The sequence below is a fragment of the Rhodoglobus vestalii genome (genome assembly GCF_006788895.1).
Taxonomy (GTDB): Bacteria; Actinomycetota; Actinomycetes; order Actinomycetales; family Microbacteriaceae; genus Rhodoglobus; species Rhodoglobus vestalii.
In genome coordinates, this window is record NZ_VFRA01000001.1 from 2103656 (window position 1) to 2128745 (window position 25090).

General features: G+C 59.7%; 21 protein-coding genes and 1 tRNA gene. 13 read left to right on the plus strand and 9 right to left on the minus strand.

What is annotated here, in order from left to right; translation table 11 throughout:
* The first annotated feature begins 38 nt into the window (after positions 1 to 38).
* Positions 39 to 1292, plus strand: a complete 1254-nt coding sequence (locus tag FB472_RS10350; protein ID WP_141990820.1) for an MFS transporter — start codon at positions 39 to 41, stop codon at positions 1290 to 1292.
* On the opposite strand, the gene nagA is transcribed toward FB472_RS10350, so the two are convergent.
* Positions 1228 to 2400, minus strand: a complete 1173-nt coding sequence (gene nagA, locus FB472_RS10355; protein WP_141990821.1) for an N-acetylglucosamine-6-phosphate deacetylase — start codon at positions 2398 to 2400, stop codon at positions 1228 to 1230. The genes FB472_RS10350 and nagA overlap by 65 nt on opposite strands.
* Positions 2401 to 2502: 102 nt before the next feature.
* On the opposite strand from nagA, the gene glyA reads away from it, so the two are divergent.
* From glyA to FB472_RS14060, 3 genes are all read left to right on the plus strand, one after another.
* Complete coding sequence (glyA, locus tag FB472_RS10360) at positions 2503 to 3786, plus strand: serine hydroxymethyltransferase (protein WP_141990822.1); 1284 nt, start codon at positions 2503 to 2505, stop codon at positions 3784 to 3786.
* A gap of 119 nt (positions 3787 to 3905) precedes the next feature.
* Positions 3906 to 4787 (plus strand): bifunctional methylenetetrahydrofolate dehydrogenase/methenyltetrahydrofolate cyclohydrolase, encoded by an 882-nt coding sequence (locus FB472_RS10365; RefSeq protein WP_141990823.1) that lies wholly within the window; start codon positions 3906 to 3908, stop codon positions 4785 to 4787.
* On the plus strand, positions 4784 to 4939 hold the full coding sequence (locus tag FB472_RS14060) for a hypothetical protein (protein WP_170192081.1): 156 nt from the start codon (positions 4784 to 4786) through the stop codon (positions 4937 to 4939). Before FB472_RS10365 ends, FB472_RS14060 begins: the two co-directional genes overlap by 4 nt.
* Here the strand turns inward: FB472_RS14060 and FB472_RS10370 are convergent.
* A complete protein-coding gene (locus FB472_RS10370) occupies positions 4936 to 5952 on the minus strand; it encodes a galactokinase (RefSeq protein WP_141990824.1) in 1017 nt (338 codons plus the stop codon). The two genes, FB472_RS14060 and FB472_RS10370, sit on opposite strands and share 4 nt — an antisense overlap.
* Positions 5953 to 5996: 44 nt before the next feature.
* Between FB472_RS10370 and FB472_RS10375 the strand changes: the two genes are divergently transcribed.
* The 4 genes from FB472_RS10375 (at position 5997) to FB472_RS10390 (ending at position 10296) form a co-directional block, all read left to right on the plus strand.
* Complete coding sequence (locus FB472_RS10375) at positions 5997 to 6917, plus strand: aldose 1-epimerase family protein (RefSeq protein ID WP_246078182.1); 921 nt, start codon at positions 5997 to 5999, stop codon at positions 6915 to 6917.
* A 38-nt stretch (positions 6918 to 6955) separates the two neighbouring features.
* A complete protein-coding gene (locus tag FB472_RS10380) occupies positions 6956 to 8014 on the plus strand; it encodes a VIT1/CCC1 transporter family protein (protein WP_141990825.1) in 1059 nt (352 codons plus the stop codon).
* Positions 8015 to 8047: 33 nt separating this feature from the next.
* Positions 8048 to 8614, plus strand: coding sequence for a cysteine hydrolase family protein (locus FB472_RS10385; protein WP_141990826.1), 567 nt, complete (start codon positions 8048 to 8050; stop codon positions 8612 to 8614).
* A 119-nt stretch (positions 8615 to 8733) separates the two neighbouring features.
* Complete coding sequence (locus tag FB472_RS10390) at positions 8734 to 10296, plus strand: stealth family protein (protein ID WP_141990827.1); 1563 nt, start codon at positions 8734 to 8736, stop codon at positions 10294 to 10296.
* A gap of 10 nt (positions 10297 to 10306) precedes the next feature.
* Here the strand turns inward: FB472_RS10390 and FB472_RS10395 are convergent, their stop codons facing one another.
* Positions 10307 to 11224: a phosphodiesterase gene (locus tag FB472_RS10395; protein ID WP_141990828.1), complete on the minus strand. Its 918-nt coding sequence runs from the start codon at positions 11222 to 11224 to the stop codon at positions 10307 to 10309.
* A 255-nt stretch (positions 11225 to 11479) separates the two neighbouring features.
* Here FB472_RS10395 and FB472_RS10400 point away from each other — a divergent pair, with 255 nt between their 5' ends.
* Positions 11480 to 12328 carry a nuclease-related domain-containing protein gene (locus tag FB472_RS10400; protein ID WP_141990829.1) on the plus strand — a complete coding sequence of 283 codons (849 nt, stop codon included), beginning with the start codon at positions 11480 to 11482 and terminating at the stop codon, positions 12326 to 12328.
* Positions 12329 to 12361: 33 nt separating this feature from the next.
* Here the strand turns inward: FB472_RS10400 and FB472_RS10405 are convergent, their stop codons facing one another.
* Positions 12362 to 13216, minus strand: coding sequence for an NAD-dependent epimerase/dehydratase family protein (locus tag FB472_RS10405; protein ID WP_141990830.1), 855 nt, complete (start codon positions 13214 to 13216; stop codon positions 12362 to 12364).
* A gap of 570 nt (positions 13217 to 13786) precedes the next feature.
* Between FB472_RS10405 and FB472_RS10410 the strand changes: the two genes are divergently transcribed.
* A protein-coding gene (locus FB472_RS10410) for an IS5 family transposase (RefSeq protein ID WP_141990566.1) occupies positions 13787 to 14684 on the plus strand; the annotation gives its coding sequence in 2 pieces (ribosomal slippage) (positions 13787 to 14149 and positions 14151 to 14684; 897 coding nt in all).
* 112 nt (positions 14685 to 14796) lie between these two features.
* Positions 14797 to 18561: a YobI family P-loop NTPase gene (locus FB472_RS10415; RefSeq protein ID WP_342775552.1), complete on the plus strand. Its 3765-nt coding sequence runs from the start codon at positions 14797 to 14799 to the stop codon at positions 18559 to 18561.
* 214 nt (positions 18562 to 18775) lie between these two features.
* Here FB472_RS10415 and FB472_RS10420 read toward each other — a convergent pair.
* Positions 18776 to 18848, minus strand: a tRNA-Lys gene (locus FB472_RS10420).
* Between the two features lie 25 nt (positions 18849 to 18873).
* Here FB472_RS10420 and FB472_RS10425 point away from each other — a divergent pair.
* Positions 18874 to 19503 carry a DNA-directed RNA polymerase subunit beta gene (locus tag FB472_RS10425; protein ID WP_141990832.1) on the plus strand — a complete coding sequence of 210 codons (630 nt, stop codon included), beginning with the start codon at positions 18874 to 18876 and terminating at the stop codon, positions 19501 to 19503.
* A 10-nt stretch (positions 19504 to 19513) separates the two neighbouring features.
* Here FB472_RS10425 and FB472_RS10430 read toward each other — a convergent pair whose 3' ends face one another.
* The 4 genes from FB472_RS10430 to FB472_RS10445 are packed head-to-tail and all read right to left on the minus strand — an operon-like array spanning position 19514 to position 23629.
* Positions 19514 to 20320: an ABC transporter permease gene (locus FB472_RS10430; RefSeq protein ID WP_141990833.1), complete on the minus strand. Its 807-nt coding sequence runs from the start codon at positions 20318 to 20320 to the stop codon at positions 19514 to 19516.
* On the minus strand, positions 20317 to 21234 hold the full coding sequence (locus tag FB472_RS10435) for an ABC transporter permease (RefSeq protein WP_141990834.1): 918 nt from the start codon (positions 21232 to 21234) through the stop codon (positions 20317 to 20319). Before FB472_RS10435 ends, FB472_RS10430 begins: the two co-directional genes overlap by 4 nt.
* Before the next feature lie 2 nt (positions 21235 to 21236).
* Positions 21237 to 22418: an ABC transporter ATP-binding protein gene (locus FB472_RS10440; protein WP_141990835.1), complete on the minus strand. Its 1182-nt coding sequence runs from the start codon at positions 22416 to 22418 to the stop codon at positions 21237 to 21239.
* Positions 22418 to 23629, minus strand: coding sequence for an ABC transporter substrate-binding protein (locus FB472_RS10445; RefSeq protein WP_141990836.1), 1212 nt, complete (start codon positions 23627 to 23629; stop codon positions 22418 to 22420). The genes FB472_RS10440 and FB472_RS10445 overlap by 1 nt, the downstream gene beginning before the upstream one ends.
* An 808-nt stretch (positions 23630 to 24437) precedes the next feature.
* Between FB472_RS10445 and FB472_RS10455 the strand changes: the two genes are divergently transcribed.
* The gene (locus FB472_RS10455) at positions 24438 to 25040 is read left to right on the plus strand and encodes a hypothetical protein (protein WP_141990837.1); all 603 of its coding nucleotides are present in this window, start codon (positions 24438 to 24440) and stop codon (positions 25038 to 25040) included.
* Positions 25041 to 25090 lie beyond the last annotated feature (50 nt).

The following is a 25090-nucleotide window of genomic DNA, read 5'->3' on the forward strand; positions in this document are numbered from 1 at the left end:
ATTCAGCGTACCGGTGCCAGCGGTAGGATTAGGTCCATATGAGTTCGCCACGTATTTCTTCAGATTCTTCGTTTCAGGCCTTTCCGTGGGCAGGGCTTTTCACCCTCTCGGCACTCATTTTTACCTCGGTTACGAGCGAGTGGTTGCCGACCGGCTTGTTGCCCGAGATTGCCACTGAGCTGTCGGTCTCTGAGTCACAGGTCGGGCTGCTTATCACCATCTTTGCGGCCACCGTTGTGATTTCGACCGCCCCACTTGCCGCCCTTACCCGCAACTATTCGCGCAAGTCACTTGTGATCACCGTGCTGCTGGTGTTTGTTGTCGGAAACCTGTTGGCCGCGGCGGCACCCAACTATGCGGTACTCGTTGTTGCTCGAGTGATTGGCGGCCTGTCGCACGGACTCTTTTGGGCAGTGGTTGGTGCGTACTCTGCGCACCTCGTGCCGGCCCACCAAGTCGGTCGGGCTGTTGCCGTCACTAGCGCCGGAGCCACCGCTGCGTTCGTGCTTGGCGTACCCGTCGGCACCGCTCTCGGTCACGCTCTCGGGTGGCGACTCGCCTTCGTCGTGATTGCGATCATCATCCTTGCGCTCACGATTATGGTCGTGCGGGTACTGCCCCCGGTCGACCACCGCCACACCCTCTCCACCGGCGAGATTTCGATCCCGCTGCGCAAAGACCGTTCGGTTCCCGGGGTGATCTACGTGTGCATCCTGGTTGCGCTGGTGATGCTCGGCCACAACCTCTTTTATACGTACATCGTTCCGTACCTCATCGGGCCGGCGGGCATCGAGCCCGGTGCGGTCGCGGGCATACTGCTCATATTCGGAGCTGCGGGTGCTGTCGGCCTTGCGCTCGCGGGGCTTCTCGTCGACCGCTTTCCGCGCAGCATCATCTCGGTCACGGTCGCTCTCGTGGCAATCTGTGCGGCACTGCTCGGCCTATTCCCCGCCGAACCCTGGATCATGTTCCCCGTCATTATCGTCTGGGGAATGGCGTTCGGCGGCGTGCCCGCGATGATTCAGACGCGCCTCCTGCAGCTCGCATCCCCACGCATGCGCGATGTCGGTTCGGCCTATCTTACGACGTCGTTCAACATCGGGATCGGTGGCGGCGCACTCTTCGGCGGCATCCTGCTCGACCAGTACGGCATCCTTTCGCTGCCGGCAGTCGACGCCGTCATTCTTGGTATCGCGGTCGTGTTCGCGATCGTCGGTGGTGAACTGCTCAGGCGTCGGGATGGCCGGGCCGCGGCACTTCGCGACCTGCAGCCCACACCGCCCGCACCCTAAAGTCGGCGTCGAGAAGCACGGCGTCGGCGGCGAACCCAGCAGCAAGAGAGCCCAGATCGCCAGCGCGTCCGATTGCGCGAGCCGGCACGACGGTGGCGGCCGCAACAGCCTGCGGAACGCTCAGGCCGACCTCGGTGATGGCTCGACGCACCGCGGCATCCATTGTCAAAGTTGAACCGGCAATTGCGCCACTGTCACTCAACCGGGCGACGCCATCGTTCACGGTGACAGCGAGCGAACCGAGTAGGTAGTGCCCGTCGGTGGAGCCGGCTGCGGCCATCGCGTCGGTGACGAGCGCGACGCGACCGGGGGCCAACGCAAACAACATCTTCACAACATCCGGATGCACGTGCACGCCGTCATTGATGACTTCGAGTGTCACGGACTCGCGACGGATCGCTGCCGTGATTGGGCCCGGTTCGCGGTGGTGGATGCCCTTCATGGCGTTGAAGGCATGGGTGAGCAGTCGTGCTCCGGCATCGAACGCGGTGAGGGTTTGCTCGTAGTCGGCCGAGGTGTGGCCAACAGCTACCGTGACGCCCGCTTTGGTGAGTTGGGTGATCGCAACGGCGGCTCCGTCGAGTTCGGGGGCCATTGTGATCTGCCGCAGAGTGCCCGCGGCAGCAGCCAGAAGTTTATCGATCTCGCGCGGCGTCGGGTTGCGCAGCACTTCAGGGCTGTGGGCGCCCTTGAATGCCGCGTCGAGGAATGGGCCCTCGAGGTGACTGCCGAGTACGAGGGGGTCAATTGCTGTGACGTCAGCTATTGCCGCAAGGTTCTTTACGAGACTCGCGTGATCGCCGCTAACCAAAGAGATGACCGAGCGGGTGGTGCCGTGGGCGCGGTGCACACTCAGGGCGCGTCGGATCGCGTCGGCACCATCATCGAAAGCGGCACCATTTCCCCCATGACAGTGGATATCGATGAAGCCGGGCGTGAGGTACCCACCTGCTGCGTCGGTGACGTTGGTGTCACCGCTCGTGTGTGCTCTCCACGCCTCGCCCACCCCGTTCGCGCTAATTGTGTCGCCGCTGGACGCCACCCAACCGTCGACGACAATCGCGTCGGCTGTGACGAGCTGTGCAGAATGGATGATGTGGTCGTTCACGATTACCAGCTTAGGCGCAGCTTAGATCTGCGATCGCTCTCGCGAGGTTGACCAGCACCGGGTAGATTTGATGTATCCACCCCAGTCTCAAGGAGCCCATCTGTGTCAACCTTCCTTTCGCCTCTGTCTGAGGTAGATCCCGAGATCGCTGCCGTTCTCGGTCAAGAACTCGAACGCCAGCGCAACACCCTCGAGATGATCGCGAGTGAGAACTTCGTCCCCCGTGCTGTCCTTGAAGCCCAGGGCTCGGTTCTCACCAACAAATACGCGGAGGGCTACCCGGGACGCCGCTATTACGGCGGTTGTGAATTTGTGGACATCGCAGAGCGCCTCGCCATCGAGCGCGCCAAGAGCCTGTTCGGTGCCGCCTACGCCAACGTTCAGCCGCACTCGGGTGCATCCGCCAACGCCGCCGTCATGTCGGCCATCGCACAGCCCGGTGACCGCATCCTCGGCCTCTCCCTCGATCATGGCGGGCACCTCACCCACGGTATGCGTCTCAACTTCTCGGGCAAGCTCTACGAAGCTCACGCCTACGGTGTGAATGAGCAGACCGGTCTTCTCGAAATGGAGACCGTGCGCGCCAAAGCCATCGAGGTCCAGCCCAAGGTGCTCATCGCCGGTTGGTCAGCTTATTCGCGCACGCTCGACTTCGCGGCGTTCCGCGCGATCGCCGACGAGGTTGGGGCGATTCTGTGGGTAGACATGGCGCACATTTCAGGCCTTGTGGCCGCCGGACTGCACCCCTCACCGGTGCCCTACGCCGATGTTGTGTCGTCGACCGTGCACAAGACCCTCGGTGGTCCGCGTGCGGGCTTCATCCTCACCAACAACGTCGATATCGCGAAGAAGATCAACTCCAATGTGTTCCCCGGTCAGCAGGGTGGGCCGCTCATGCACGTGATCGCCGCCAAGGCGACCGCATTCATGCTGGCGGCATCCGATGAGTTCAAAGATCGCCAGCAGCGCACCGTTCGTGGGGCCCAAATTCTTGCTGAACGACTCGTTCAGAAAGACATGACAGACCTCGGCGTTGACGTGCTCACGGGAGGCACCGATGTGCACCTGGTGCTCGTCGACCTGCGGAAGTCTGAACTGAACGGTCAAGAAGCCGAAGACCTGCTGCACTCCGTCGACATCACCGTCAACCGCAACGCGGTTCCCGCCGACCCGCGTCCACCAATGGTGACCTCCGGTCTGCGCATCGGAACACCCGCGCTCGCCACCCGCGGATTCGCTGACGCCGAATTCACCGAAGTGGCCGACATCATCGCCGAAACGCTCAAGCCGGGAGCCGACCTCGCCGCACTGAAGGTTCGTGCCCGCGCGCTCGCCGATGCCTTCCCGCTCTATGAAGGACTCGAAAGCCCCGGTAGCTGGTCTTAATCAGCCCCGCTAGAGAGCCCGCCGCCGCGTAAACATGGTGACGGGCTCTTTAGCGTTTAATAGACGTGGCAGTCGTGCAGGCAGCTGCACACGCATTAGCCCGATTCGAAGGGAAAACGATGACCGCAGTGAAACTTGACGGTGTCGCCACCGCAACCGCGCTAAAGAACGAACTGCGTGTTCGCGTGGATGTCCTCAAAGCCCGTGGAATTACTCCCGGCCTCGGCACGCTACTCGTCGGCGACGACCCGGGCTCGCGTTCCTACGTAACCGGCAAGCACCGCGACTGTGCCGAAGTGGGCATCGAATCTATCCGCGTCGATCTGCCAGCTACGGCATCCGCTGACGAAGTTCGGGATGCCATTGTTGCGTTAAACGAGAACGCTGCTGTCACCGGATACATCATTCAGCTGCCGCTGCCCGCCGGTCTTGATGAGAACGCGATGCTCGAACTCATGGATCCCGCCAAGGACGCGGACGGTCTGCACCCCACCAACCTTGGCCGTCTCGTGCTCGGTGTTGGTACGACGCTTGATTCGCCGTTGCCGTGCACCCCGGCCGGAATCGTCGAAATGCTTGAACGCTATGACGTACCGATTGCTGGTAAGCACGTTGTCGTTGTCGGTCGCGGGATCACGGTCGGTCGCCCCCTCGGACTTGTGCTCACTCGCAAGGGACTGGATGCCACGGTCACCCTCACTCATTCCCGCACCACCCAGCTCGAAACGCATGTTCGCCAGGCGGATATCGTGGTTGCGGCTGTCGGCTCTGCTGGCCTTATCCGCCCTGAATGGATCAAGCCGGGCGCTGCGGTGCTCGATGTCGGAATCACTCGTGTCGTCGACGAGGCAACCGGCAAGGGGCGACTCGTCGGAGACGTTGACCCCGGTGTTGCGGAGGTCGCGGGTTACCTTTCGCCGATGCCCGGCGGTGTCGGGCCGATGACCCGTGCGATGCTCGTCAAGAACGTTGTTGAGGCGGCAGAACGGCTTGCACAGTGACCAAGAAGCGCCCCCCGACCACGCCGCCCGCCTACCCGGGGATGCGCACCCCTCGCAAGCGCCGCTTCCCCTGGGCTCGCCTTTGGGTGTGGACGGGCACCGTCGTTGGGATTGGGTTCATCGTCGCGTTCGTGCTCAAGGTTGTGGCTTAGCGGTCGCGCACGGCACCCTGTGACGGCGACACTTCCTCCACGGTCGGTTGCCCCATCGCGTGCTCGGCGAATGCGCCATCGAGCGCAACCCGCACCCGGGATGCCGTGTCGGTGTCGACGAGGGCGACGGCTACTCCGCTGAAGGGGCGGCCGAGCATCCGCGCCCCTAAAGCACCGGCGGCAACGGCAGTTTCGACGGCGAGGTCAACTTCGGTGGTGGAGATCCGGTAGTCGTCACGCAGGCTCACGTGCGAGGCGTCGAGTAGGGCGCCAAGCAGCCGGGGTGTCTCGTCACGGATGGCGAGCACCGCATCGCGTATCCGCTGGTTCTCGGTGACCGTGTGCAGGGTTCGGCGCACCTCGTCGTCGGCTGTCGCCGTTTCGAGGGCATCAGCGGTCGGGGCATCGGTGTCGATCACGAGCAGTTCGAGGCCGGCGGTCGTCCAGTCCAGTGGCAGTGGCTCGGGGCGACTCTCACCCTCAAGCCGCACGAGCGCGTGGTCGTTGAGCGCAAACACGCAGGCGGCAGCATCGGGGTGGTGGGAAAGCTGGGCAGTTTGCGCGTCCAACTCCCACAGGTCGGTGAGCGCCAGCGCCAGCGCAGCCTCGAGCGCTGACGAGGAACCCAGCCCGGCACCCACCGGAATCGTCGTATCGATAAACACGTCAACACCACTGAGCTCATGCTGGTGGGCGGATGCCGCCATCACCTCCTGCACAATCGCCAGCGCCAGACGGCTCCACCCCGCAATCTCGCTGGTGTCGAGCTCATCGAGCTCCACGGTGATGAGTTCATCAACCAGCGCACTGGCAATACGCACGCTGCGATCGCTGCGGGTGGAGGCGGCCAGCACGGTACGGCGGTTGATGGCAATCGCAAGTTCGGCATCCGTGTCGGGGCTGTTGGCGGTGCCGAGTAGTGTCAGGCGGCCGGGGGCAGACCAGACGCCGGCCGCGGGGTGGCCGAAGACGGCCTCAAAGTCGTTGAGTACGTCGTCGCGAATATCTGACATGGGTTCTTTCTGGTTTGTGAGTTTTACGCCGGTAGGCTGTTGCGGTGAGCGCACCCACCGGAACCCAGTACATCATTACTCGTGCCACTGCGGCGGGGGAGGCGTGGGCGACCGTCACCGAACTTGCCGCGTCCTTGCGCACATTCAGTATCGGCGGTGTTGATCTCATTGAGGGATACGCCGAAACCAAGCTGCCTCCCTTTGCGGATGGCATCGTGTTGGTGCCGTGGCCGAACCGGGTCGAAGATGGCCAATGGATGCTCGATGACGATCTTCAGCAGCTCGATATCACTGAGGGCGACCGAAACACTGCCATCCATGGGCTGCTGCGCAACACCGGTTACACACTCACCGAGCGTACCGACAGCTCAGTGACACTGGGCGCCACAGTTTTTCCCCAGCATGGGTACCCGTTCCACCTGCATACGACGGTGCGCTACGAACTGATCGAGACAGGGCTGCGCGTTACCCACACCGCCACCAACCTGTCGGAGGCTGCTGCCCCGTATGGACTGGGAACGCACCCGTTCTTCAGGATTGGCAACACTCCCACCGCGGAGCTCACCCTCAGGATGACGGCGGCCACCCACTTCGAGGTGGACGAGCGACTTATTCCGACCGCCGAAGTAGCGGCACCCGGCACCCCGTTCGATTTCAGTGCTGGACGACTCGTGGGTGAGCTAGAACTGGATACCGCATTCGGTGGCGTAGAAGTTGTCGATGGGGTTGCCGTTCGGCTGACCGCACCGGATGGTGGAGAGCTGCGGTTGATGGTCGACGACAACTTCGACTTCATCCAAATCTTCACCACCGACAGCTTTCCCACGCCCACCGGACCGGGGCGCGCTGTTGCCATTGAACCCATGACCGGGGCGCCCAACGCCTTCAACACCGGTCGTGGTTTGTTGTGGCTCGAACCGGGCGTTGAATTCTCTGCCAGCTGGGGAGTGGAATACTCCGCATGAGGTGCTACGAATGAGGGACGCCGCATGAGGTGCCACGCATGAGTCCAGAACCGAAAACACGCGATGTGCGCCGGTGGCGACGCTACCTTGCCGCAGAACGGGCTGAGGCGGCGATCTATCGTGACCTGGCATCCCGCCGCACGGGGGAAGAGCGCGAAATTCTTTTGGCGCTTGCCGCGGCCGAAAAACGCCACGAAGATCACTGGTTGAGACTGCTGGGTGATCGGACTGGGCGACCGCTGCCAACTGATCCGCGCACGAGTCTGCTGGGGCTGCTGGCACGGCGTTTTGGTTCCGTCTTTGTGCTTGCGCTCGCCCAGCGAGCAGAGTCTCGGTCGCCGTATCTGGATGACACCGACGCCACCGATACGATGGCCGCCGATGAGGCTGTGCACGAGGAGGTTGTTCGTGCTCTCGCCACTCGTGGCCGCCAACGTCTCTCGGGCACCTTTCGCGCCGCAGTGTTTGGAGCGAATGATGGGCTCGTCTCCAACCTCGCCCTCGTTCTCGGCATGAGCGCGGCAGGCCTGCCCACCGCGGTGGTGCTGCTCACCGGAGTTGCCGGTCTCCTCGCTGGTGCGCTCTCAATGGCCGCCGGTGAATACGTGTCGGTGCGCTCCCAACTGGAGCTTGAGAACGCCGCCGCGCACGGCCCCATCCCGACGGACTCGGTCACCAATCTCGACGTCGATGAGAACGAATTAGCTCTCGTGTATCGTGCTCGCGGGATGAGCACTCGCGAGGCAGACGTGCACGCGGCAGAAGTGCTGGCGGGCACACCCGCTCAAGCGGTGGCTACGGCGCCAGCGCACAATCCGATCGGCTCAGCTCTCGGAGCGGCGGGCTCAAGTTTCGTGTTCTTTGCCTCGGGCGCGATCATCCCGGTGTTGCCGTACCTGTTCGGTGCTGAGGGGCTCACTGCAGTGTTCATCGCCGCCGGCCTGGTGGGGGTTGCACTACTTCTCACCGGCTCAATTGTTGGTCTGCTTTCGGGTGCATCGCCGTTGAAGCGTGCGCTCCGCCAGTTGGCAATCGGTTATGGTGCCGCCGCGGCCACCTACCTGCTCGGGCTACTATTCGGGGTGAGTGTCGGCTAGCACTGCGACGCCATTAATGATGGGGAGGTCGCGATGACAACAGCACTGATCGTGGTGGATGTGCAGCTCGGCTTCGACGACGCCGACTACTGGGGCGAGCGCAACAATCCCGACTGCGACTCCAACATCGGCATGCTGATCGGGCATTGGCGTCGCCAGGGTTGGCCGATCGTCTACGTTCGACATGATTCAGCGGATGCCGCTTCGCCGCTTCACCCGAGCTCTCCCGGCAATCGGTTTAGGGATGTGCTCTCGGGAACGCCCGATCTGCTGGTGTCGAAGACGGTGAACTCGAGTTTTCATGGCAGCCCCGATCTGGGTGCGTGGCTGACAGCATCCGGGATCAACTCCATTGCGATCTGCGGCATCACAACGAACCACTGCTGCGAAACCACCGCGCGGGTGGGAGGCAATCTCGGCTATGACGTGACGTTTGTTGTGGATGCCACCCACACGTTTGATCGCGTCGGACCGTTCGGCGAAGAGATCGCCGCCGATGAACTCTCGACGATCACCGGGGTGAACCTGCACGGGGAATTTGCGCGAGTCGTGGTGACGCACGACCTCCTGGGTGCCGCTCCGGACGGCTTCGACGCCTAGCCGAGCGCGCCCAGCCGATCCGTGCGTTTTCAGCGCTGAAGGTTATGCTGGAACGAGCTAACGGCACGCCGATAATCGGGCGGCCGGGCATCTCAGCCAGGCTCGAACGACGGGGCCCCATGATCGATCATGTTTCTTCTCCTGCGGTGGTGAATCGCGACGATGTTGTTGTGCACGATGGACTGCTTGCGCTCACGAATAACACTCTGACGCCGCGCGAGGCTGCCACCGCAGACCTCCTGTTTCTTCGCGGTGTGCTCGACGACGCGAACATCCCGTTTTTGCTGGTGCGGGGTGGGGGCGATGCGGCGGTGTTGGCTGTTGACTGGAAAGATCGCAAGGCGCTGACGGTTGCGTTGGTGGCGGCCTGCCAGAATGAGCCGTTTTATGTGAAGCCTGCGCGCATCAAGGAGACGGGTAAGCCGGTCGCGTCGGATGTTCGCGATAGCCCCGTGCTGGTTGCGGATGGCGTGCTCACCTCGGCGATTAAGGCGAAAGCCATGGTGTTGTTTCGCCCGCGGGTGGAGCCTGCGGGTCGCATACGTTTTGATGTGTCGTTTTGTGTGCGGGTGGAGCTGTGGGAGTACGTGCGGGATGAGGTTGTGGCTCCCAACCCCAATGCGCTGATGCGCCGTTGGTTGCCACGCTCCGAAGCGATTGCCGCCACCGTTGAGTTGCATAATCAGACGTGGCCAACATTGCAGGGCATGTTCGATCCACTGGCCAGCGACATCCAGTTTGATATCGACATTGTCTTTTCGTGGGTGGATGGCGCCGAGCTCGAGTGGCAAAAGGCTAGGGCCTCCCAGATGGAGAATTACGTGGTCGGCGAGGGCGACGATTCGGTTGCCCGCTTTCGGCAGTTGGATGAGCTCAAGTACGCCCTGCGTTCCGTCTATCTGTTCGCCCCTTGGATTCGCAATATCTACATTGCCACTGACTCGCCTCGACCGGCGTGGTTGGCCGAGCATCCGCGGGTCACGTTGGTGCGCAGTGAGGGCTTCTTCGCTAACCACGACGATCTGCCCACCCATAACTCGCATGCTGTGGAAAGCCAGTTGCACAACATTCCGGGGCTGAGCGAACACTTCTTGTATTCCAACGATGACATGTTTTTTGGTCGCCCGGTGAGCGCTGCGGCCTTCTTTACACCTGGCGGCGTCTCGAAATTCATTGAGGCGCGCACCCGCATCGGTTTGGGGGAGAGCAGCGTTGAGCGTTCCGGGTTTGAGAATGCGGCTCGCGTCAACCGCCGCTTGTTGCAGCAAAAGTTCGGTGCAACGATCACCCGCCACTTGGAGCATGCGGTAACGCCGCTGCGCGTGTCAGTGATGAAAGAACTTGAGCGCGAGTTTCCTGACGATTTTGCTCGCACGAGCGCGAGCGCGTTCCGTCAGGCGACAGACATTTCGGTGACCAACTCGCTGTACCACTATTACGCGCTGCTGAGCGGTAAGGCGATGGTGCAGGCGGATGCCAAGGTTAAGTACATTGACACGACGTCGCTTGATGGGTTGAGAAAGATGCGGTCGCTGCTGCGTAAACGCTCAAGCGACTTTTTCTGCCTCAATGACGGCAGCTTCCCGGAGCTTTCGGCGGAAGATCGAGCAGCGGCACTGCGGTCGTTCCTCGACGAGTACTATCCGATTGCTGCACCGTGGGAGTTGCCCGAAGCGGAGTAGTCGGGTCGTTTTAGACCCGAACAATGCTGGGGACAACGCGCGGGTTCGTCGCGGGCGCGATCGTGATGTTGTGCTGAGCCAGTATTGCCGCAGTCTGTTCTGGGGTCACGTAGGAGAGGCTGTCGTATTCGCCGAGGGGTACCACCGAGTGCAGCACGGTTTCGTCGTACACGTGGACCAGGTTGAACGATTGTGCGCCATCCCGGCTTCGACTGCCGCCGACCGCAACGTTGAGATCTTGGGTGTAGCAGGTTGCTGAGGCAACTGAGACGGGGATGCCGGCGAAGGTTGCGGTGGTTGAGTAGTGCAGGTGGCCGGCGATGATGCTGCGGATGTCGCTGCCGCGAATTACGGCCGCAAGATCTTGTTGCGCCCGCAGTTCGACGGTCACGGCAAGGTCGAGCATGCTGGGCACCGGGGGGTGGTGCATGGCGAGGATGGTGCCGTGGGGTGCCGGGGTGGCGAGCACGTTGTGTAGCCACAGCAGTTGGGCATCCGAAATGTGTCCGTAGTGGTGGCCGGGCACTGTGGAGTCGAGGGTGATGATGCGCAACCCGTTGATGTCGATGACGCGGTCGATGGGGTCTTCGCTCGCCGGCTCATCAAGCATCACGGTCGCGAAGGTGCTGCGGTCATCGTGGTTGCCCATGACCCACACAACCTCAGCGCCTAGGCGCTCTGCGGCGGGTTCCACGATTGCCTTCAGTAACCGGTAGGCGTCGGGTTCACCTTTGTCGGCAAGGTCGCCCGTGAAGATGATCGCTTCGGGTCGGGACCCGGACGCTTCGAGTTCGGAGAACAGTTTCTGTAGCTTCACCTCGCTATCAAGGGTGTTGTACAGCTTTCGTTCGCCCGCAAGAAAGTGTGTGTCACTCAGGTGCAACAAAAAGTGTTCGGGTCGTGGGTATTGCGACTCGTAGCCGGTCATACGGATAGTCCAGCACCTCAAGGTGGATGCGCGGTGAACATTCTGCGGCGCGTTGCGGCGTGTGCCCCGTTTTGGGCGGAATCCCGGGGGTGGCGTAACCCGATTTGGGGGCGTGTCCGCCACGGGCGGAAACGAAACCGGTCTCGGGATGCCTGGTTGGGCGCCCAGTGGCATCCCCGCTTGGGGGCCGTGGAGAATTCCGCAAACGAGTTAGCCTCGAAGTAGTGCGTTCGGAGCAGCATTTTTGGGGGACGGATGATCGAAAATACTGGGGCTGAGCGAACTCAGGTGCCACCGACGTTCACGCTGGAGGACCGCCCTGCGGCATATTCTGTGATTGCGGAGCTCCTGCGCCTGCAAGCTGAAGTCGCGCCGCGCACTGCTCTGAAGCGTTTTTTTGGCGTGCGTCCCCTGCATGCGGATGCTGCGAGCTGGTTCTCCGGCGCCCACGGCGAGCTGAAGGTGGGGGCGTTGCTCTCACGCCTCGGCACCGAGTGGACGGTGCTCCATGCGGTTCCGGCGGGCACGGGCGATAGCGATATCGACCATGTGGCGATCGGCCCGGCAGGTGTGTTCACGATCAACACGAAGCGTCATCGGGGACAAAAAATCTGGGTTGGCAACCACGTGCTGATGGTTGGAGGTCACAAGACCGACCACTTGCGCAACTCTCGCCATGAGGCGGCCCGTGCTGCCGAACGTCTCACCGCAGCGGCGGGCATACCCGTTGACGTGCACCCCATCGTGGCGATCGTTGATGCAGCACCTTTCACCGTGAAGCAGTCACCCAGCGAGGTCAGTGTCATGGATGCTCGTTCTCTGCGGCGTTGGCTCAAACGCCGTAAAGCTCTCCTCGACCCTGAAACGGTGCAGCGCATCTCGGACGCGGCCATGGACTCGCGAATCTGGCACGCCGCGCCGGATCTCACCGTCGACCCCACCTATCTCGAGCGCTTTCACGCGCTCAACCGCGAAGTAAATCGCGCAAGAATCGCAAGGGTTCTCTGGGCTCTCGCGGTGATGATCGGTATCGGTTTCGTGGCGGTTGTTTATGTGATCCCCGTGCTGACGTCTGTGCTGGTCGCTGCAATTACCGGAGCTTGATGCAGCACGATACCGAACCAGGTGAGCCTCTAGCTAGTCGCGCCAGCTGTGCTGCGCCACCCAGCCGAGCAACCGCTCGGCCTTCGCGGTCGACGTGAGTGACAGATTTACGCCGAGCTCGCCGCGAATCTCGACGCCGGGAAACACTTCTGCAACGAGCTCTGCATTCGACCGCGACATGACGGTGTCGGCGGCGAAGATGTTGAAGACGTCATAGCCGGGGCGGGAGGTTTCCAGGGCCAAACGGATAGCGTTGGCGCCGTCGCGGGCGTCGATGTAACCCCACAGATTCCAAGACCGCTGCCGGGCATCCGCATCGAAGCTCGGGAACTCGGCGTAGTCGGCCGGGTCCATCACATTCGAGAAGCGCAGCGCAGTGACGCTGAGCGACGGATCCCAGCGCACAAACTTCTGCGCCATCTGCTCCTCAAGGTGCTTCACCATCGAATAGGTCGACTCGGGGCGCGTCTCATACTCCTCATCGAGCGGGATGTACGGCGGGGAAGTCTCAAACGGCAATCCGAGCACAGTCTCACTCGACGCATACGCAATAGTGCGGATACCCAAACGCTTGCACGCCTGAAACACATTGAACGTGGCATTCATGTTGTTGTGGAACGTCGCCACATCTGACCAGAGACCGGGCGCAGGAATCGCACCGAGGTGGGCAACGGCATCCACACCCTCATGACGGTCATTGACGCCGGCGAGAGCGTCCACTACTTGGCCGTAATCGGTGAGGTCAACGTAAGTGAACTGGGTGCGATCAGGGCCAGCCATATCGAGCACCGTCACCGTGTGACCGGCAGCACGAAGTCCGGCAACCGTGGCGCGACCCAGCTTGCCGTTGCCGCCCGTAACGGCGATACGAAGGGGAGTGGATGTCATGGTGGGCTCCTTTTGTGATGTGCCCGCATACCGGACTAGACAATATCACCGAGCGTAGTCCTGCCGAAGGTCCTGTTCACTCGGTCCCGAAGTGCGACTCGTCGGCAAGGAGGTTAGCAAACAACGCAGCCGGAATGTCGGCACTCCTTACGTTTTTGCCCTGATAAACGGCGTGATTAGGCGAACAAAGAATGCACCCAGTTAGATGTGATGCCTGTTTTTTAGGAATGAATTGCTGGAACACCTGTGGGCCTTCACGGGCTTATTGAAACTCACGTCGTCCCCGGCCTCGCCGCAATCCATTTCCCGGGCCTTAGACCGAGAGCTAGGAAGCAACGATTCACTCGCCTAGCTCTTGTTTAGATCCGATTTGAACGAGGTTCGATACTCACGAGCACTTCTGGGAGTCTTTGTTTTCGTGCGATCAACAGAAGAGCGCGCAGCCTTGCCAGCGAGTTGGTAGCCGTACAGTCGCACCCCTTGGGGCGGTCGCCAAATGGTTCAGGCTAAATTCACCTCACCTAGGGCGTGTCTCCTAATGCTGCCGGGCCTGTCTGACAGACTTAATCCATGTCTCGTGCTGCCGTGTTGTCTGACAGTGAGTGGGCTCGCCTTGAGCCGTTGATGCCGTCCTCGAAGAATTGCCCGGGTCGTCCGTTCCAAGACCACCGCCGCATTCTGGAAGGCATCATTTATCGGTATCGGGCGGGGATTCCCTGGCGGGATTTGCCGGAATCTTTTGGTCCGTGGCAGACCGTCTGGAAACGTCACCGGCGTTTCAGTGGCGACGGTACGTGGGACGCCATTATGACCCGGCTGCTTTCGCAGGCTGACGCTGCTGGGTTGATTGATTGGGAGGTGTCCGTGGACTCCACGGTCAACCGCGCCCACCAGCACGGCACCAATCTTCCGCGCACCACAGGGGGAACTTCAGAACTACACGAATCTGCTCACTGAGCCTGCTGACCACGCAATTGGCCGGTCACGCGGCGGATTGACGACGAAGATTCACGCGTTGTGTGACGCGAATCTTCGACCGTTGGTGATTCTGCTGGGACCGGGGCAGGGCGGTGACTCACCGATGTTCCCCGAAGTCTTGGGGAGCCTGCGAGTGCCTCGGCTCGGCGGGGGTCGGCCTCGCACGACGCCGGATCGAGCGATGGGTGACAAAGCGTATTCGTCCAAAGCTAATCGGAAAATGCTCCGGGATCGTGGCATTCATGCCGTGATCCCGGAACGATCGGACCAGGTCGCCAATCGGAAACGACGTGGCCAAGCCGGAGGTCGCCCTCCCACTTTTGACAAGGTGTCCTACAAACGCCGCAACGTCATTGAGCGGTGTTTCGAGGTCTTCAAGCAGTGGCGTGGCATCGCCACCCGCTACGACAAACTCGCCCTCACCTACCGCGGCGGGGTTGTCCTCCGGGCCATAATCATCTGGGCTAAGGCATTAGGAGACACGCCCTAGTCGCGTCGACCAATGCGGCATACTGACTTGAGTGAAGCGTGTTTCGCACTTCGAATGCGGAAGCCGGTTCGCCGTTGGGTTTAGTTTAGTAGAGCGCTCTTGGAGAACATAGATGATCTCGACCGTCAGAGAATACTCCGGAAGGCGTCTACGCTCGGTATTCAATAGTGCACGTGCACGTGCCAAAACATTAGCGGAGCGCGCTCGAACAGCAGCAGAGCCAAAAAGAGCGCTGCTCGAGGTCCGATCGTTGCGCCCTAGATTTCTGCATGCAGCACATGGGCTCTATGTCGAGATTCTTCTCAACGAGCTAGCAAAAAAGAATCCGGCGCGAAACATCGCTTTGTCCGGGGCTTACGGCAGCGGTAAGAGTAGCGTTTTACTAGAAGTGCGAAGGCGGTGGAAGAAATTCGGAGTAGTCGAGATCGCGCTGGCAACGATCGAAAACGACACGTCTTCGTTCACAGCTAGTCGTGACTCACTTTCCTCGAATTCTATGTCGCTTGTGACCGAAGCGCTACAGAAGGAGATCGTCAAGCGACTTCTTTACTCCGCAAAGCCAGCGAAGCTCTCGCGGTCTCAACTGAATCGGATTCGTGGGCTTAACATATCGAGAGCTATTGGGCTTGCTGTGCTCGGGGGTCTCGTGATTGGAAGCTTGGCATGGCTCTACGAGCTGCCCGCCCCTTTTTCGCAATGGGTAGAGAATTGGTCCGGTACGGCGTTCCCCTGGGTGCCGATGAATATTCAAGAGCCAGCTGGGCGAATTTTAGATGGCGCGCTTGTGGCGGGTGCTTTGCTGCTGGCCCAATGGGGATTCTCGCACGCACGAATTCGCGAGGTCGCGGTAGGTGAATTCAAGCTCACTGGGAGCGATCCTGTCCAGAACTACTTTGATCAATATCTCGACGAGATTGTCTATTTCTTTTCCCGCACGAAGACCAGCCTTGTCATTTTCGAGGATTTGGATCGCTTTGGAGATAAGGGAATCTTCATCGCACTGCGCGAGCTGAATGTTCTTCTGAATAATTCGGCTGCCGTGGACAAGCCGGTGACCTTTATTTACGCGATACGCGACAGTATTTTCACTCCAAAAGTTCGCGTTCTTGGGCCTGAAGGTGTGGCCGCAGCCTCGACTGATCGCGCAAAATTTTTTGACTTGATCGTTCCCGTTGTGCCTTTTGTGTCAACTGAAGTGTCTGGCGGCCTTCTATCGGACGAGCTCAACTCGCTTGTCAAGGACGAACAGCCCGCCGGAGAGCTAGTGAGCTTGGCCGGACGTTACTTCCCAGATATGCGCGTGATTCTCAGTATTCGAAATGAGTACGATCTGTATCTTGATCGATTGGTACGGAACGGCGCAGTTGACTTGGACCACAATCACCTATTCGCAGTCCTACTTTTTAAGCATGCTTACCCTGAGCAATTCGAGCTGATTCAATTCGGTACGAGTGCTCTTGACGCTCTCGTCAACTCGATGGACACCTGTGTGACGCAAAGGCTGCGAGGGCTCGATTTTGAGATTACAAATCAAGAGAACGAACTGGCAAGCGAAGCGGGATTGGAGACGCGGTCTAAGGAAGCGGGCGCGAGACTTCTTGCTCTCATCGGCCTTTTTGCTGGTAACGGCCGAGGCGACTTGACACAGTTGGACTTGGGCGGAGTGGTCTCAGAACCAAGCAGAGCGAGTACACCCGATTTTTGGCGAGAACTCGACGCTGATCCAACAGGAGACCTCGGTATCGCTTGGTCATCTGGCCGCACGTTCAGCATTAGGCGGTCGGATCTGAATGTCGCGCTTGCCCAATACTTGCCGGCCGAGTCGTGGATCACTCAGGCCTCTCACGCGAATCGAACGCAATTGGAGCGTCTGAGGAGCGCTCGTTGGGACCTTCAGCACGCAAGCTTTATTGAACGCCTCACCGACGGTCGTTACCAAGGCGCCGGTATCGATGATAAGAAGCATACGATCGAAGTTGATTTCCTCGCGAGTGCTCGGAACATTCTCGGCGAGGGGTTTGCGCTCGAGTTGGCGCTCAGCGGGTACTTGGACGGGAACTTTGCGCTCTATACGAGCGTCTATCAAGGTTCTTTAGTTAGCTCAGCTGCGCAAAGTTATCGGATACAGTTCGTGAGCAGGCGGCGCAGTTCGCCGCTTACAACACTGAGCGCAGCTGACATCAGGGAGATTCGCACGAAGGTTGGCGACCGATTTCTTGAGGAACCGAGCGTTCTCAACATATCGATATTCGACGATTTGTTGGAACGCGGAGCTTTGGATAAGACCATTGACTTGCTCGCGCGACAGGAAATCGAAGGATCGCGCGAGTTCGTCCTGACCTACCTAGCTGGAGGCAAACACAAGCTCGCATTACTGCGAAAGATCGCTCCCAACGCGAACTGGATATTGACCCTCATTGCAGATGATCTCCGCGCATCGAACCAGAGAAAGTTGGAGTTCCTCGGTGAAGCTTTGTGCGCGATGGCGTTCGAATTGAACTACGAACTTTCTCCTGATGTTGAACGGTTGATCCGTGAACTCGCACACGATTCACTGAAACGAATCGGCCCTGTTTTGGGTGGCGGTGCAGCTAGGGGTGTCGCGCGCCTTCTAAGTCACGTTCATGCGCAAGTACCGGATTTGACCGCTCTCAGCGCTGATGCGAGAAACGCGATTGGTGGCATCGGTGCTTATGTAATGAGCAGAAGGAATCTGGCTTCGCTTGCGCAGGCGAAGGGAAATATCGGTTTGGACTCGATTGGCAGACAGTCTCCGCACGCTCTCCGGCAAGTCCTCAAACGCCTTAGCGAATATCTCAAGGTGCTTGACTCCACGGGAGAGGAGACGTTAAGCATTGACCGGGGGGAAGACCCGCTCGACCTAATCATTTCGATTTCTGATTTCGGACCGCGCGCGGTCGAAGAGGTTCTGCGGCGCGCGAACAAGGCAGCTGTCATTCAACACTTGCCCGAAGCGAGCGACGACATTGGCGAAGAATTGCGTTCAGCATTTCCGAGCTTGGCGCAAACTAGTAGTTTTGTGCCGACAGCCAGTAACGTACTCACCTACTTTGACGTGGTCGGACAAGTCGACGAAGCGCTGAGTGGCTACCTTATTGCGCACCCAGTTTTGGACGGTGTGGTCAATGCTGACGACGAGCATGGTGTGCGTCTGATCCAAGCGCTCCTGTCTTCGAGTCTCGCTCTTCCAACGCTTGCCTCGGTTATAATATCCGTTTCGCTGGATGGCAAACTCGACGCTCGCAAGTTCAGAGTCGAACGCCCAGAACTAATCAAGGCGCTCTTGGATCAGGCTGTTTTTACCGATGACATCGTCACTTTCACTGCCATGGGGCGGTGGCCTTGGGAAGTGCGAGAAGCCGCGTATGCCCATACGAAAGTTTGGGCCGACTTGGTTTCTCAACTCCAGTTCTCATCTGGTGATATCGAGCAGCTTCTTTCGAGCCGTAAAATTGCAGCAGAACGCAAAATCGCCCTTCTTCGCGAACCGGCGTTAGTAGCAAATATCACCACACCAGTCGGGGCGAACGCTGCGCTTAAAGTTTCTATAGAGCGGTGTCTATTGCTCAGCGCTACTCAGCTGGATGCTCTTGTTGCAGCCGGCGCGTCAGATCGAGCGATCATCGAGTACTTGGGAACCAATGGCGATCAAATTGACGACGATGAGGTGGTGGCGCTGATCGGTCGTCTGAGCCAAGAATGGTCCGTTCTTGCTAGACACAGCTCCAGTTGGCGAATATACAAGCGTTCGAAAGCGCTCGATTCGTTGCTTAAGCGGCTAATCGACCTCGGTCTGGTGAGCAAAGTTTCGTGGGCTAAGGGTGATCGCGTTCGTGTCACCATGCGATCGAGCTAGGGCGGCATATGTCTTACGTTTCGAGCGAAGTATCGCCGCCGATTACGTCGTCGGTCTAATTGGATGACGTTGCCTTCGACTGGAATGTATTTCATACCGATAGTCCACGGTGTAAAGCTTCAGCGACACTCCCGAACTTATGGGATACGCGCGAGGATCCACTCTGGGGCTGGAAGATACCTTCGACAACGCCGGATTATTCCATCAAAAAATGTGGGCCCGCCGGGACTCGAACCCGGGACCCGCGGATTAAAAGTCCGATGCTCTACCAACTGAGCTACAGGCCCCACATGTTAAGCGTACCGTGATCTTATGGTCGAAAATTTCCACAAGCCCACGCAGTACTCGACAGATAAGTTTGACACATTTGAGGGCGGTCAAGATCCCGCCCAAATCATACGTGCAGCCCACGATACCGCCCACGCACTCATCGATCACGCACGCGACACGGATGACCCTGCCGTGCTCGACCGAATCGTCGCCTACACCGACAAACACGGCATCGATGCCATCGCTGAGCTCTGGTCGAGATCGAGCCCTGGCAGCCTGCCCGGTGCCCTCTGGCGCATCTATTTGCTGCGAGCCGTCATCCAGCAGGATGCGCTGGGAACCAGCCTGCTCTTTCAGCGCGGCATCGACACTCTCAGCACCATCGACGCGGCCGTCACGGGCGCCGTCAATCCCACCGGCCCGGCAGAGATCAAAGACTTAGCCGACCAGATCTTGCGCGGTGTCTTTCGCGGCGACTTTGGGGTGGCCCTTGATCGGGCCGCCTCATTCAGCCGCATCCTAGCGTCGGGTGCCGGCAGTATCGCCGACGACCAAGAATCGCTGAACCCCGAACGTGCGAGCGAACTCACCACCCGTGCCGACCGCTACTCGCGCACGGCCGACGAGTTCTCGACCTGCGTCAGACTGTTCCGGGCCGGAACGCTCGACTAGCCTGCGCGACCTAGCTCATCTTTGCGAGACGCTTGGCGCGTGCAGCGCCAGTCACCTGCACGGTCACCACAATAACCAACGCCAAAATGAACACGGCTGAGGCGAGCACGTTGGCCTCAGCGGGAATACCGCGAGCTGCCGAGATCCAGATGTACTTAGGGAATGTCGACACAGCGCCAGAGTTGAAATTCGTGATGATGAAGTCATCGAACGACAGCGCGAACGACAGTAGGGCCGCGGCCATAATTCCGGGAAGCAACAGGGGGAAAGTGATTCGCAGAAATACCTGCAGCGCCGACCCGTAGAGGTCTCGACCGGCCTCCTCAAGGGCCGGGTCTAGGCCTGCGACTCGCGCCTTCACGGCAACCACGACAAAGCTGATGCAGAACATGGTGTGCGCCAGAATGATCGTCAGCATGTCCTTCGGTACGCCGACCGACAAGAACTGCGCAGCAAGCCCCGCGCCGAGTACGACCTCCGGAGTCGCCATCGGAAGGAAGAGGAACAGGCTCAGTTGCGAGCGAAACTTGAACCGGTAACGCACAATAGCGATCGCGATCATGGTGCCGAGCGTGGTCGCGACCACCGTCGCCACCACCGCGATGAAGATGCTGTTGCCGAAGGCCTCACAGACAGCACCGTTCTGCACATTGCAGACGTTGAGCCACTTGTCGAAGGTGAAGCCGCGCCACACAATGTTTGACTTGAGTGAATCGTTGAAGCTGTAAACGAAGGTGTAACCGATCGGAATCATCAGGATGAGCAGCGCAAGCGCGCTGTAGGCGGGCAAGATCCATTTGCCGGGGGAGAGTTTCATAGAAGCTCCTCAGTTCCAGACCTTTTCACATAGAAACTGACCATCACGAGAATGACTGACATCAGAATGATCGAGAGAGCGGCGCCGGCGGGAAAATTCTGCAACACCAGGAAGTTTGCCTCGATGACGTTGCCCATCATCTGGGTACCGGTGCCACCAAGAAACTCTCGGCTCGCATTAATGTAGTCACCTGCCGCTGGGATGAATGTCAGCAGCGTTCCCGCCACAATTCCCGGCATTGAAAGCGGAATAGTGACCTTACGGAATACGTGGAACGGACTGCCATAGAGGTCACTCCCCGCTTCGAGGTAACGCACATCCAGCCGCTCCAAAGTCGTATACAGCGGCAAGGTCATGAAAGGAATGAAGTTGTAGGTGAGACCGAAGATCACCGAGAACGCGGTTCCCGTCACGTACGCGTCAGGGGCGAGCAGCGACAGGGCCTTGAGGGAGCTCACCAAGAATGATTCGTCGGAGAATATTTGCTTCCACGCCAGCGTGCGCAGCAGAAAGCTGATGAAAAACGGTGCGATAACCAAAACCAGGGCGAGGCTTTGCAGCAACGGCCAGCGCCGAGCCTTCACTCCGATGAAATAGGCCAGCGGATAACTAATGATGAGAGCGAAGAATGTGGCAGTGAGGGCATAGCCAAATGAGCGCATAATGTGCGGCCAGTAGGTCGTAATGACCTCAACGTAGTTCTCCCAGCGGAACGCGTAGTTGAACTCACCGAAGTCACCGAACTCCGTCGGCGCTTTGAACGAGGTTAGGAGCAGCGAGACCAGTGGAGTGAGAAAGAAAAGAATCAGGTAAAGGATGCCCGGTAGGAGCAGAAGGAGTGCTACCGGACTTTTCTTTCGCGCCATGTTAGCCGCAGCGGGCGCAGTCGTCGATGAGAATGCGGCAAAAGCCATCGCTACGCATCCTCTAACAAATGTTGGGCGGCAATGGTGCGAGTGTCGAGATCAGGGGAGAACCGTGGTGCATCCGCCGGGTCGTCGTCGAGACCGAAACCGTGGTCAATCGTCCAGCTGAGCCACACCTTGTCGCCTTCCTGAACATCCGACCCAAACGTCATATTCTGCGCGAAAACGATGAGGTTGCCGGCGCCAGGAACATCAACCAGGTACTGCGTGCTCACCCCGCTGAACGAGACGTCGATTACCTGGCCCGGGCCCAACACGTTGACTCCGGCATCCCGGGCGGGTTTTCTGCTGTGCAGGGTTATCTTTTCGGGGCGAACACCGATCGTGATCTCACCACTGGTGCGATGCGCGCGGTCGATGGGCACGGTGATCTTCTGGCCGGCAACGTCGACCGAGATCCCCGTGCTGGTCGTGTTCACGACCGGGCCCGTGAACAAGTTCGACTGGCCAAGAAAGTTCGCGACGAACGATGTTTTCGGCAATTCGTAGAGCTCTTGCGGGGCGCCCATCTGCTCGATGCGACCCTTGTTCATCACCGCGATCGTGTCAGCCATAGTCATGGCCTCCTCTTGATCGTGGGTCACGTGCAAGAAGGTGAGGCCGATATCCTCTTGGATAGTTTTGAGTTCAAGCTGCATCTGGCGGCGCAGTTTGAGATCGAGCGCACCAAGCGGCTCGTCAAGAAGGAGTAGTGCCGGGCGATTGACGATGGCACGAGCCAGCGCCACCCGCTGCTGCTGCCCACCCGAAAGCTGTTGCGGCCTGCGACCCCCCAGGTGGTCAAGCTCCACGAGGCGCAGAACCTCGTGAGCTTTCTCCAGCGGGTCGGCCATCTTGCGGCGGCGCAGCCCGAAAGCAACGTTCTCCAACACGGTCATGTGGGGAAACAGGGCATAGCTCTGAAATACAGTATTGACCGGACGTTGGAACGACTTCTGGTCGGTCACATCATTACCACCGAGCAGGATCCGCCCTGCCGTGGGAGCCTCGAGACCGGCCACGAGCCGCAGAGTTGTTGTCTTGCCGCAACCAGACGGCCCCAGCAGGGCGAAGAACGACCCTGCGGGGATGGTGAGGTTGAGTTCCTCGATGGCGGTGAATCCAGGGAAACGTTTATGAATCCCCACTAATTCAAGATCGGCTCCACTCTCGGCAAAAGTGCCTGTCGCCATTAGGCGGCCCCGAGCAGGATGCTCTGGAACGCGGTGTTGTACTTCTGCTCCTCTGAGTTGTCGAGCCCGCGGAACACAAACGCTTTCGAGAGCGTGTCCTCATCAGGGAAGATGAGCTGATTGTTCGCGAGTTCAGGGTCGATGGCCGCTGCGGCCTCTTTGGCTCCGGCAACCGGCGTGATGTAGTTCACGTAAGCGGCTACCTCAGCAGCGACAGCGGGATCGTAGTAATAGTTGATCATTTCTTCGACGTTCGACTTCGCGGGGCTGCCGATCGGCACCATGAAGTTGTCGTTCCAGAGGGTTCCGCCCGCATCGGGAAGGACAAAGTCCCACTTGTCACCGTTCTCGGCATTTAGCTGAACGATGTCACCCGACCACACGATCGCCGCGAGGGTGTCCTCGTTGACGAGGTCCTCCTTGTAGGCGTTGCCCTTGATGTTGCGAATCTGGCCGTCAGTCACCTGCTTCGAGAATTCATCAATCGCGGCGTTGAACTCGTCATCGCCCCACTTTCCGGAGATATCGACACCCTGATCGAGCATGATCAGGCCCATCGTGTCGCGCATCTCAGAGAGCACACCGACGCGGCCCTTGAGTTCTGGTTTCCACAGATCCTGAACGGATCGGAGTCCGTTGGGCAGTTGCTCCTTGTTCCAGGCGATGCCAGCGAACCCGCCCTGCCAAGGGAGGCTCATCTCGCGACCCGGGTCGAAGTCGACGTTCTGCAGCGAAGGCAGCAGGTTAGCCGCGTTGGGCATGTTGGCTCGATCGAACTTCTGGGTGTAGCCGAAGCGGATTAAGCGAGCAACCATCCAGTCGGTGAGGCAGACAACATCGGTTCCAATGTCCTGTCCGAGCGAGAGTTGGTCCTTCACCTTGGCGTAGTAGGTGTTGTTGTCGTCCACGGCTTCGGTGTACTCGACCGCGATGCCAGTCTGAGCCTCGAAAGCGTCAATCGTGGGGTAGCCGCCTGCGTCATCGACATCAACGTACAGCGCCCAGTTGTCCCAGCGAACAGTCTTGTTGGTTGCACTCGTATCGGGAGCGGCGGTGAGTTCGCCGGTGCCGGTAGAGCACGCGGCGAGCGCGAGACCGGTCGCGCCGGCAGCGGCACCCGCGAGGAGGGTGCGGCGACCCATTGTTGCGGTCTGCGCGCGGCGGATTAACTCGCGGATCATGGGGTCAGCGGGTAGCGGCTTTGACTTCATCTGGGGCTCTCCTGGCTTTTTCGACGCTCACACGGTTAGCCCCGCAACGCTGCAGGGATGACTGATAATCGCACAAATGGGCCGCAAAATCACTAAAAAGTGCTGAAAACATTGCTACTGCAACCTGTTTGTCACGAAATCCGCACAAAGCGGAAACAAACACGGATGCGGCGATGGTGCGCAGCGCAGGGATCGCAGTTCACTGGGGCAGTGGTGCCCCGATGATCGCACCCGCGGCACCCTGATACACCTCGGACCGGAGTGCAGTCTCAGAGCGCACACAGGGAGGATTTTGCTAAACTTTTCGATGCCGGGCCACAGTAACCCCGGGCTCCAATATTAGCCGCTTCGAGCGGCCTCGCGCCGAGAGGCGTTTCTGTGGCCCGGCATTTTTGCGCCCAAAACCGGTGCGCCCAAAAACCGGTGCGCCCAAAAACCGGTGCGCCCAAAAACCGGCCCCGCATCCACTGCCTGAAAATTCGCTACTGAACCATAAAAACCGCGATGAAGGAGCAGAGGAACCTGTCGTGCTGGTAGTTATGTCTCGTGAAGCTGATGTCAGCGCGTTCCCCGGGTCTTTGGACTCGTCAAGAGTCTCCTGCGTGACCATTCGCAGTCTGAAGAAGTGACTCATGTATAGTCAGGGCAACTTAGCGCCTCTGCGTTGATCTTTGATGGTCTCGAAGAGCTCCCCGCAGACCGGGTGTATGAGCTGTGGTACATCGAGGGTTCCGGAGCGCGCCCGGCCGACCGCCTAAACTAGGAGCACGCCTCCATCGCGGAGGATCGCACACATCAGGGAGCGATCATGATCAGCAGGGGAACCCAAGTTCTCCGTAGCTTGTTCATCGCTGCCCTCTCGGTGCTCGTGGCAGCTCTCGCGCATGTCTTCGGTGGCGGCAACGCGCCCAGCTGGGTGGCCTTAGCGCTCGCTCTCGCGTTCGCCACGCTCGTCAGCATCCCCCTCGTTGGCAAACGGATGTCGCTACCGCGAGTAACAATCGCCGTCACCATCGCCCAAACCTTCTTCCACACCGTGTTCGCTGTTATTGGCAATGCCGGCAACGTCGTCGCCTCCGGCACCGGACACCACGACGTGGCGTTCACTGTTGCAACCGGCGCCATCAACCACGGCGCACACGGCGCGGTGCCCATGACTGTTGGGCATGCGATCGCCGGCATCGTCACTATCGTTGCGTTATGCCAGGGCATTGCGGCACTCACTGCAATTGTGGCGAGTGCACGCCGCCAGATTCGGCGCGTGCTGGTCTCACGGTTTGCGCCTGTCAGCATCCGCCGCGCCCCCGCCACCCTGGTCTTTCACTGGGGCGCGATTGCCGAAACTCTTCAGTCACTGCGTTCTGTTGTCAGCAGACGAGGGCCACCGATCGCGGCAGCGGTCTTCTCCTAACCCTCTCTGCAGTTCGGTGACAGAAAGTCATCGGCTGTGCGGTCGTGCGT

Excerpts from the sequence above, each read along its gene's own strand:
- FB472_RS10350 (WP_141990820.1), top strand. The coding sequence starts at position 39 with ATGAGTTCGCCACGTATTTCTTCAGATTCTTCGTTTCAGGCCTTTCCG.
- FB472_RS10365 (WP_141990823.1), top strand. The coding sequence starts at position 3,906 with ATGACCGCAGTGAAACTTGACGGTGTCGCCACCGCAACCGCGCTAAAG.
- FB472_RS10370 (WP_141990824.1), bottom strand. The coding sequence starts at position 5,952 with ATGTCAGATATTCGCGACGACGTACTCAACGACTTTGAGGCCGTCTTC.
- FB472_RS10380 (WP_141990825.1), top strand. The coding sequence starts at position 6,956 with ATGAGTCCAGAACCGAAAACACGCGATGTGCGCCGGTGGCGACGCTAC.
- FB472_RS10385 (WP_141990826.1), top strand. The coding sequence starts at position 8,048 with ATGACAACAGCACTGATCGTGGTGGATGTGCAGCTCGGCTTCGACGAC.
- FB472_RS10390 (WP_141990827.1), top strand. The coding sequence starts at position 8,734 with ATGATCGATCATGTTTCTTCTCCTGCGGTGGTGAATCGCGACGATGTT.
- FB472_RS10395 (WP_141990828.1), bottom strand. The coding sequence starts at position 11,224 with ATGACCGGCTACGAGTCGCAATACCCACGACCCGAACACTTTTTGTTG.
- FB472_RS10400 (WP_141990829.1), top strand. The coding sequence starts at position 11,480 with ATGATCGAAAATACTGGGGCTGAGCGAACTCAGGTGCCACCGACGTTC.
- FB472_RS10405 (WP_141990830.1), bottom strand. The coding sequence starts at position 13,216 with ATGACATCCACTCCCCTTCGTATCGCCGTTACGGGCGGCAACGGCAAG.
- FB472_RS10415 (WP_342775552.1), top strand. The coding sequence starts at position 14,797 with ATGATCTCGACCGTCAGAGAATACTCCGGAAGGCGTCTACGCTCGGTA.
- FB472_RS10425 (WP_141990832.1), top strand. The coding sequence starts at position 18,874 with ATGGTCGAAAATTTCCACAAGCCCACGCAGTACTCGACAGATAAGTTT.
- FB472_RS10430 (WP_141990833.1), bottom strand. The coding sequence starts at position 20,320 with ATGAAACTCTCCCCCGGCAAATGGATCTTGCCCGCCTACAGCGCGCTT.
- FB472_RS10435 (WP_141990834.1), bottom strand. The coding sequence starts at position 21,234 with ATGGCTTTTGCCGCATTCTCATCGACGACTGCGCCCGCTGCGGCTAAC.
- FB472_RS10440 (WP_141990835.1), bottom strand. The coding sequence starts at position 22,418 with ATGGCGACAGGCACTTTTGCCGAGAGTGGAGCCGATCTTGAATTAGTG.
- FB472_RS10445 (WP_141990836.1), bottom strand. The coding sequence starts at position 23,629 with ATGAAGTCAAAGCCGCTACCCGCTGACCCCATGATCCGCGAGTTAATC.
- FB472_RS10455 (WP_141990837.1), top strand. The coding sequence starts at position 24,438 with ATGATCAGCAGGGGAACCCAAGTTCTCCGTAGCTTGTTCATCGCTGCC.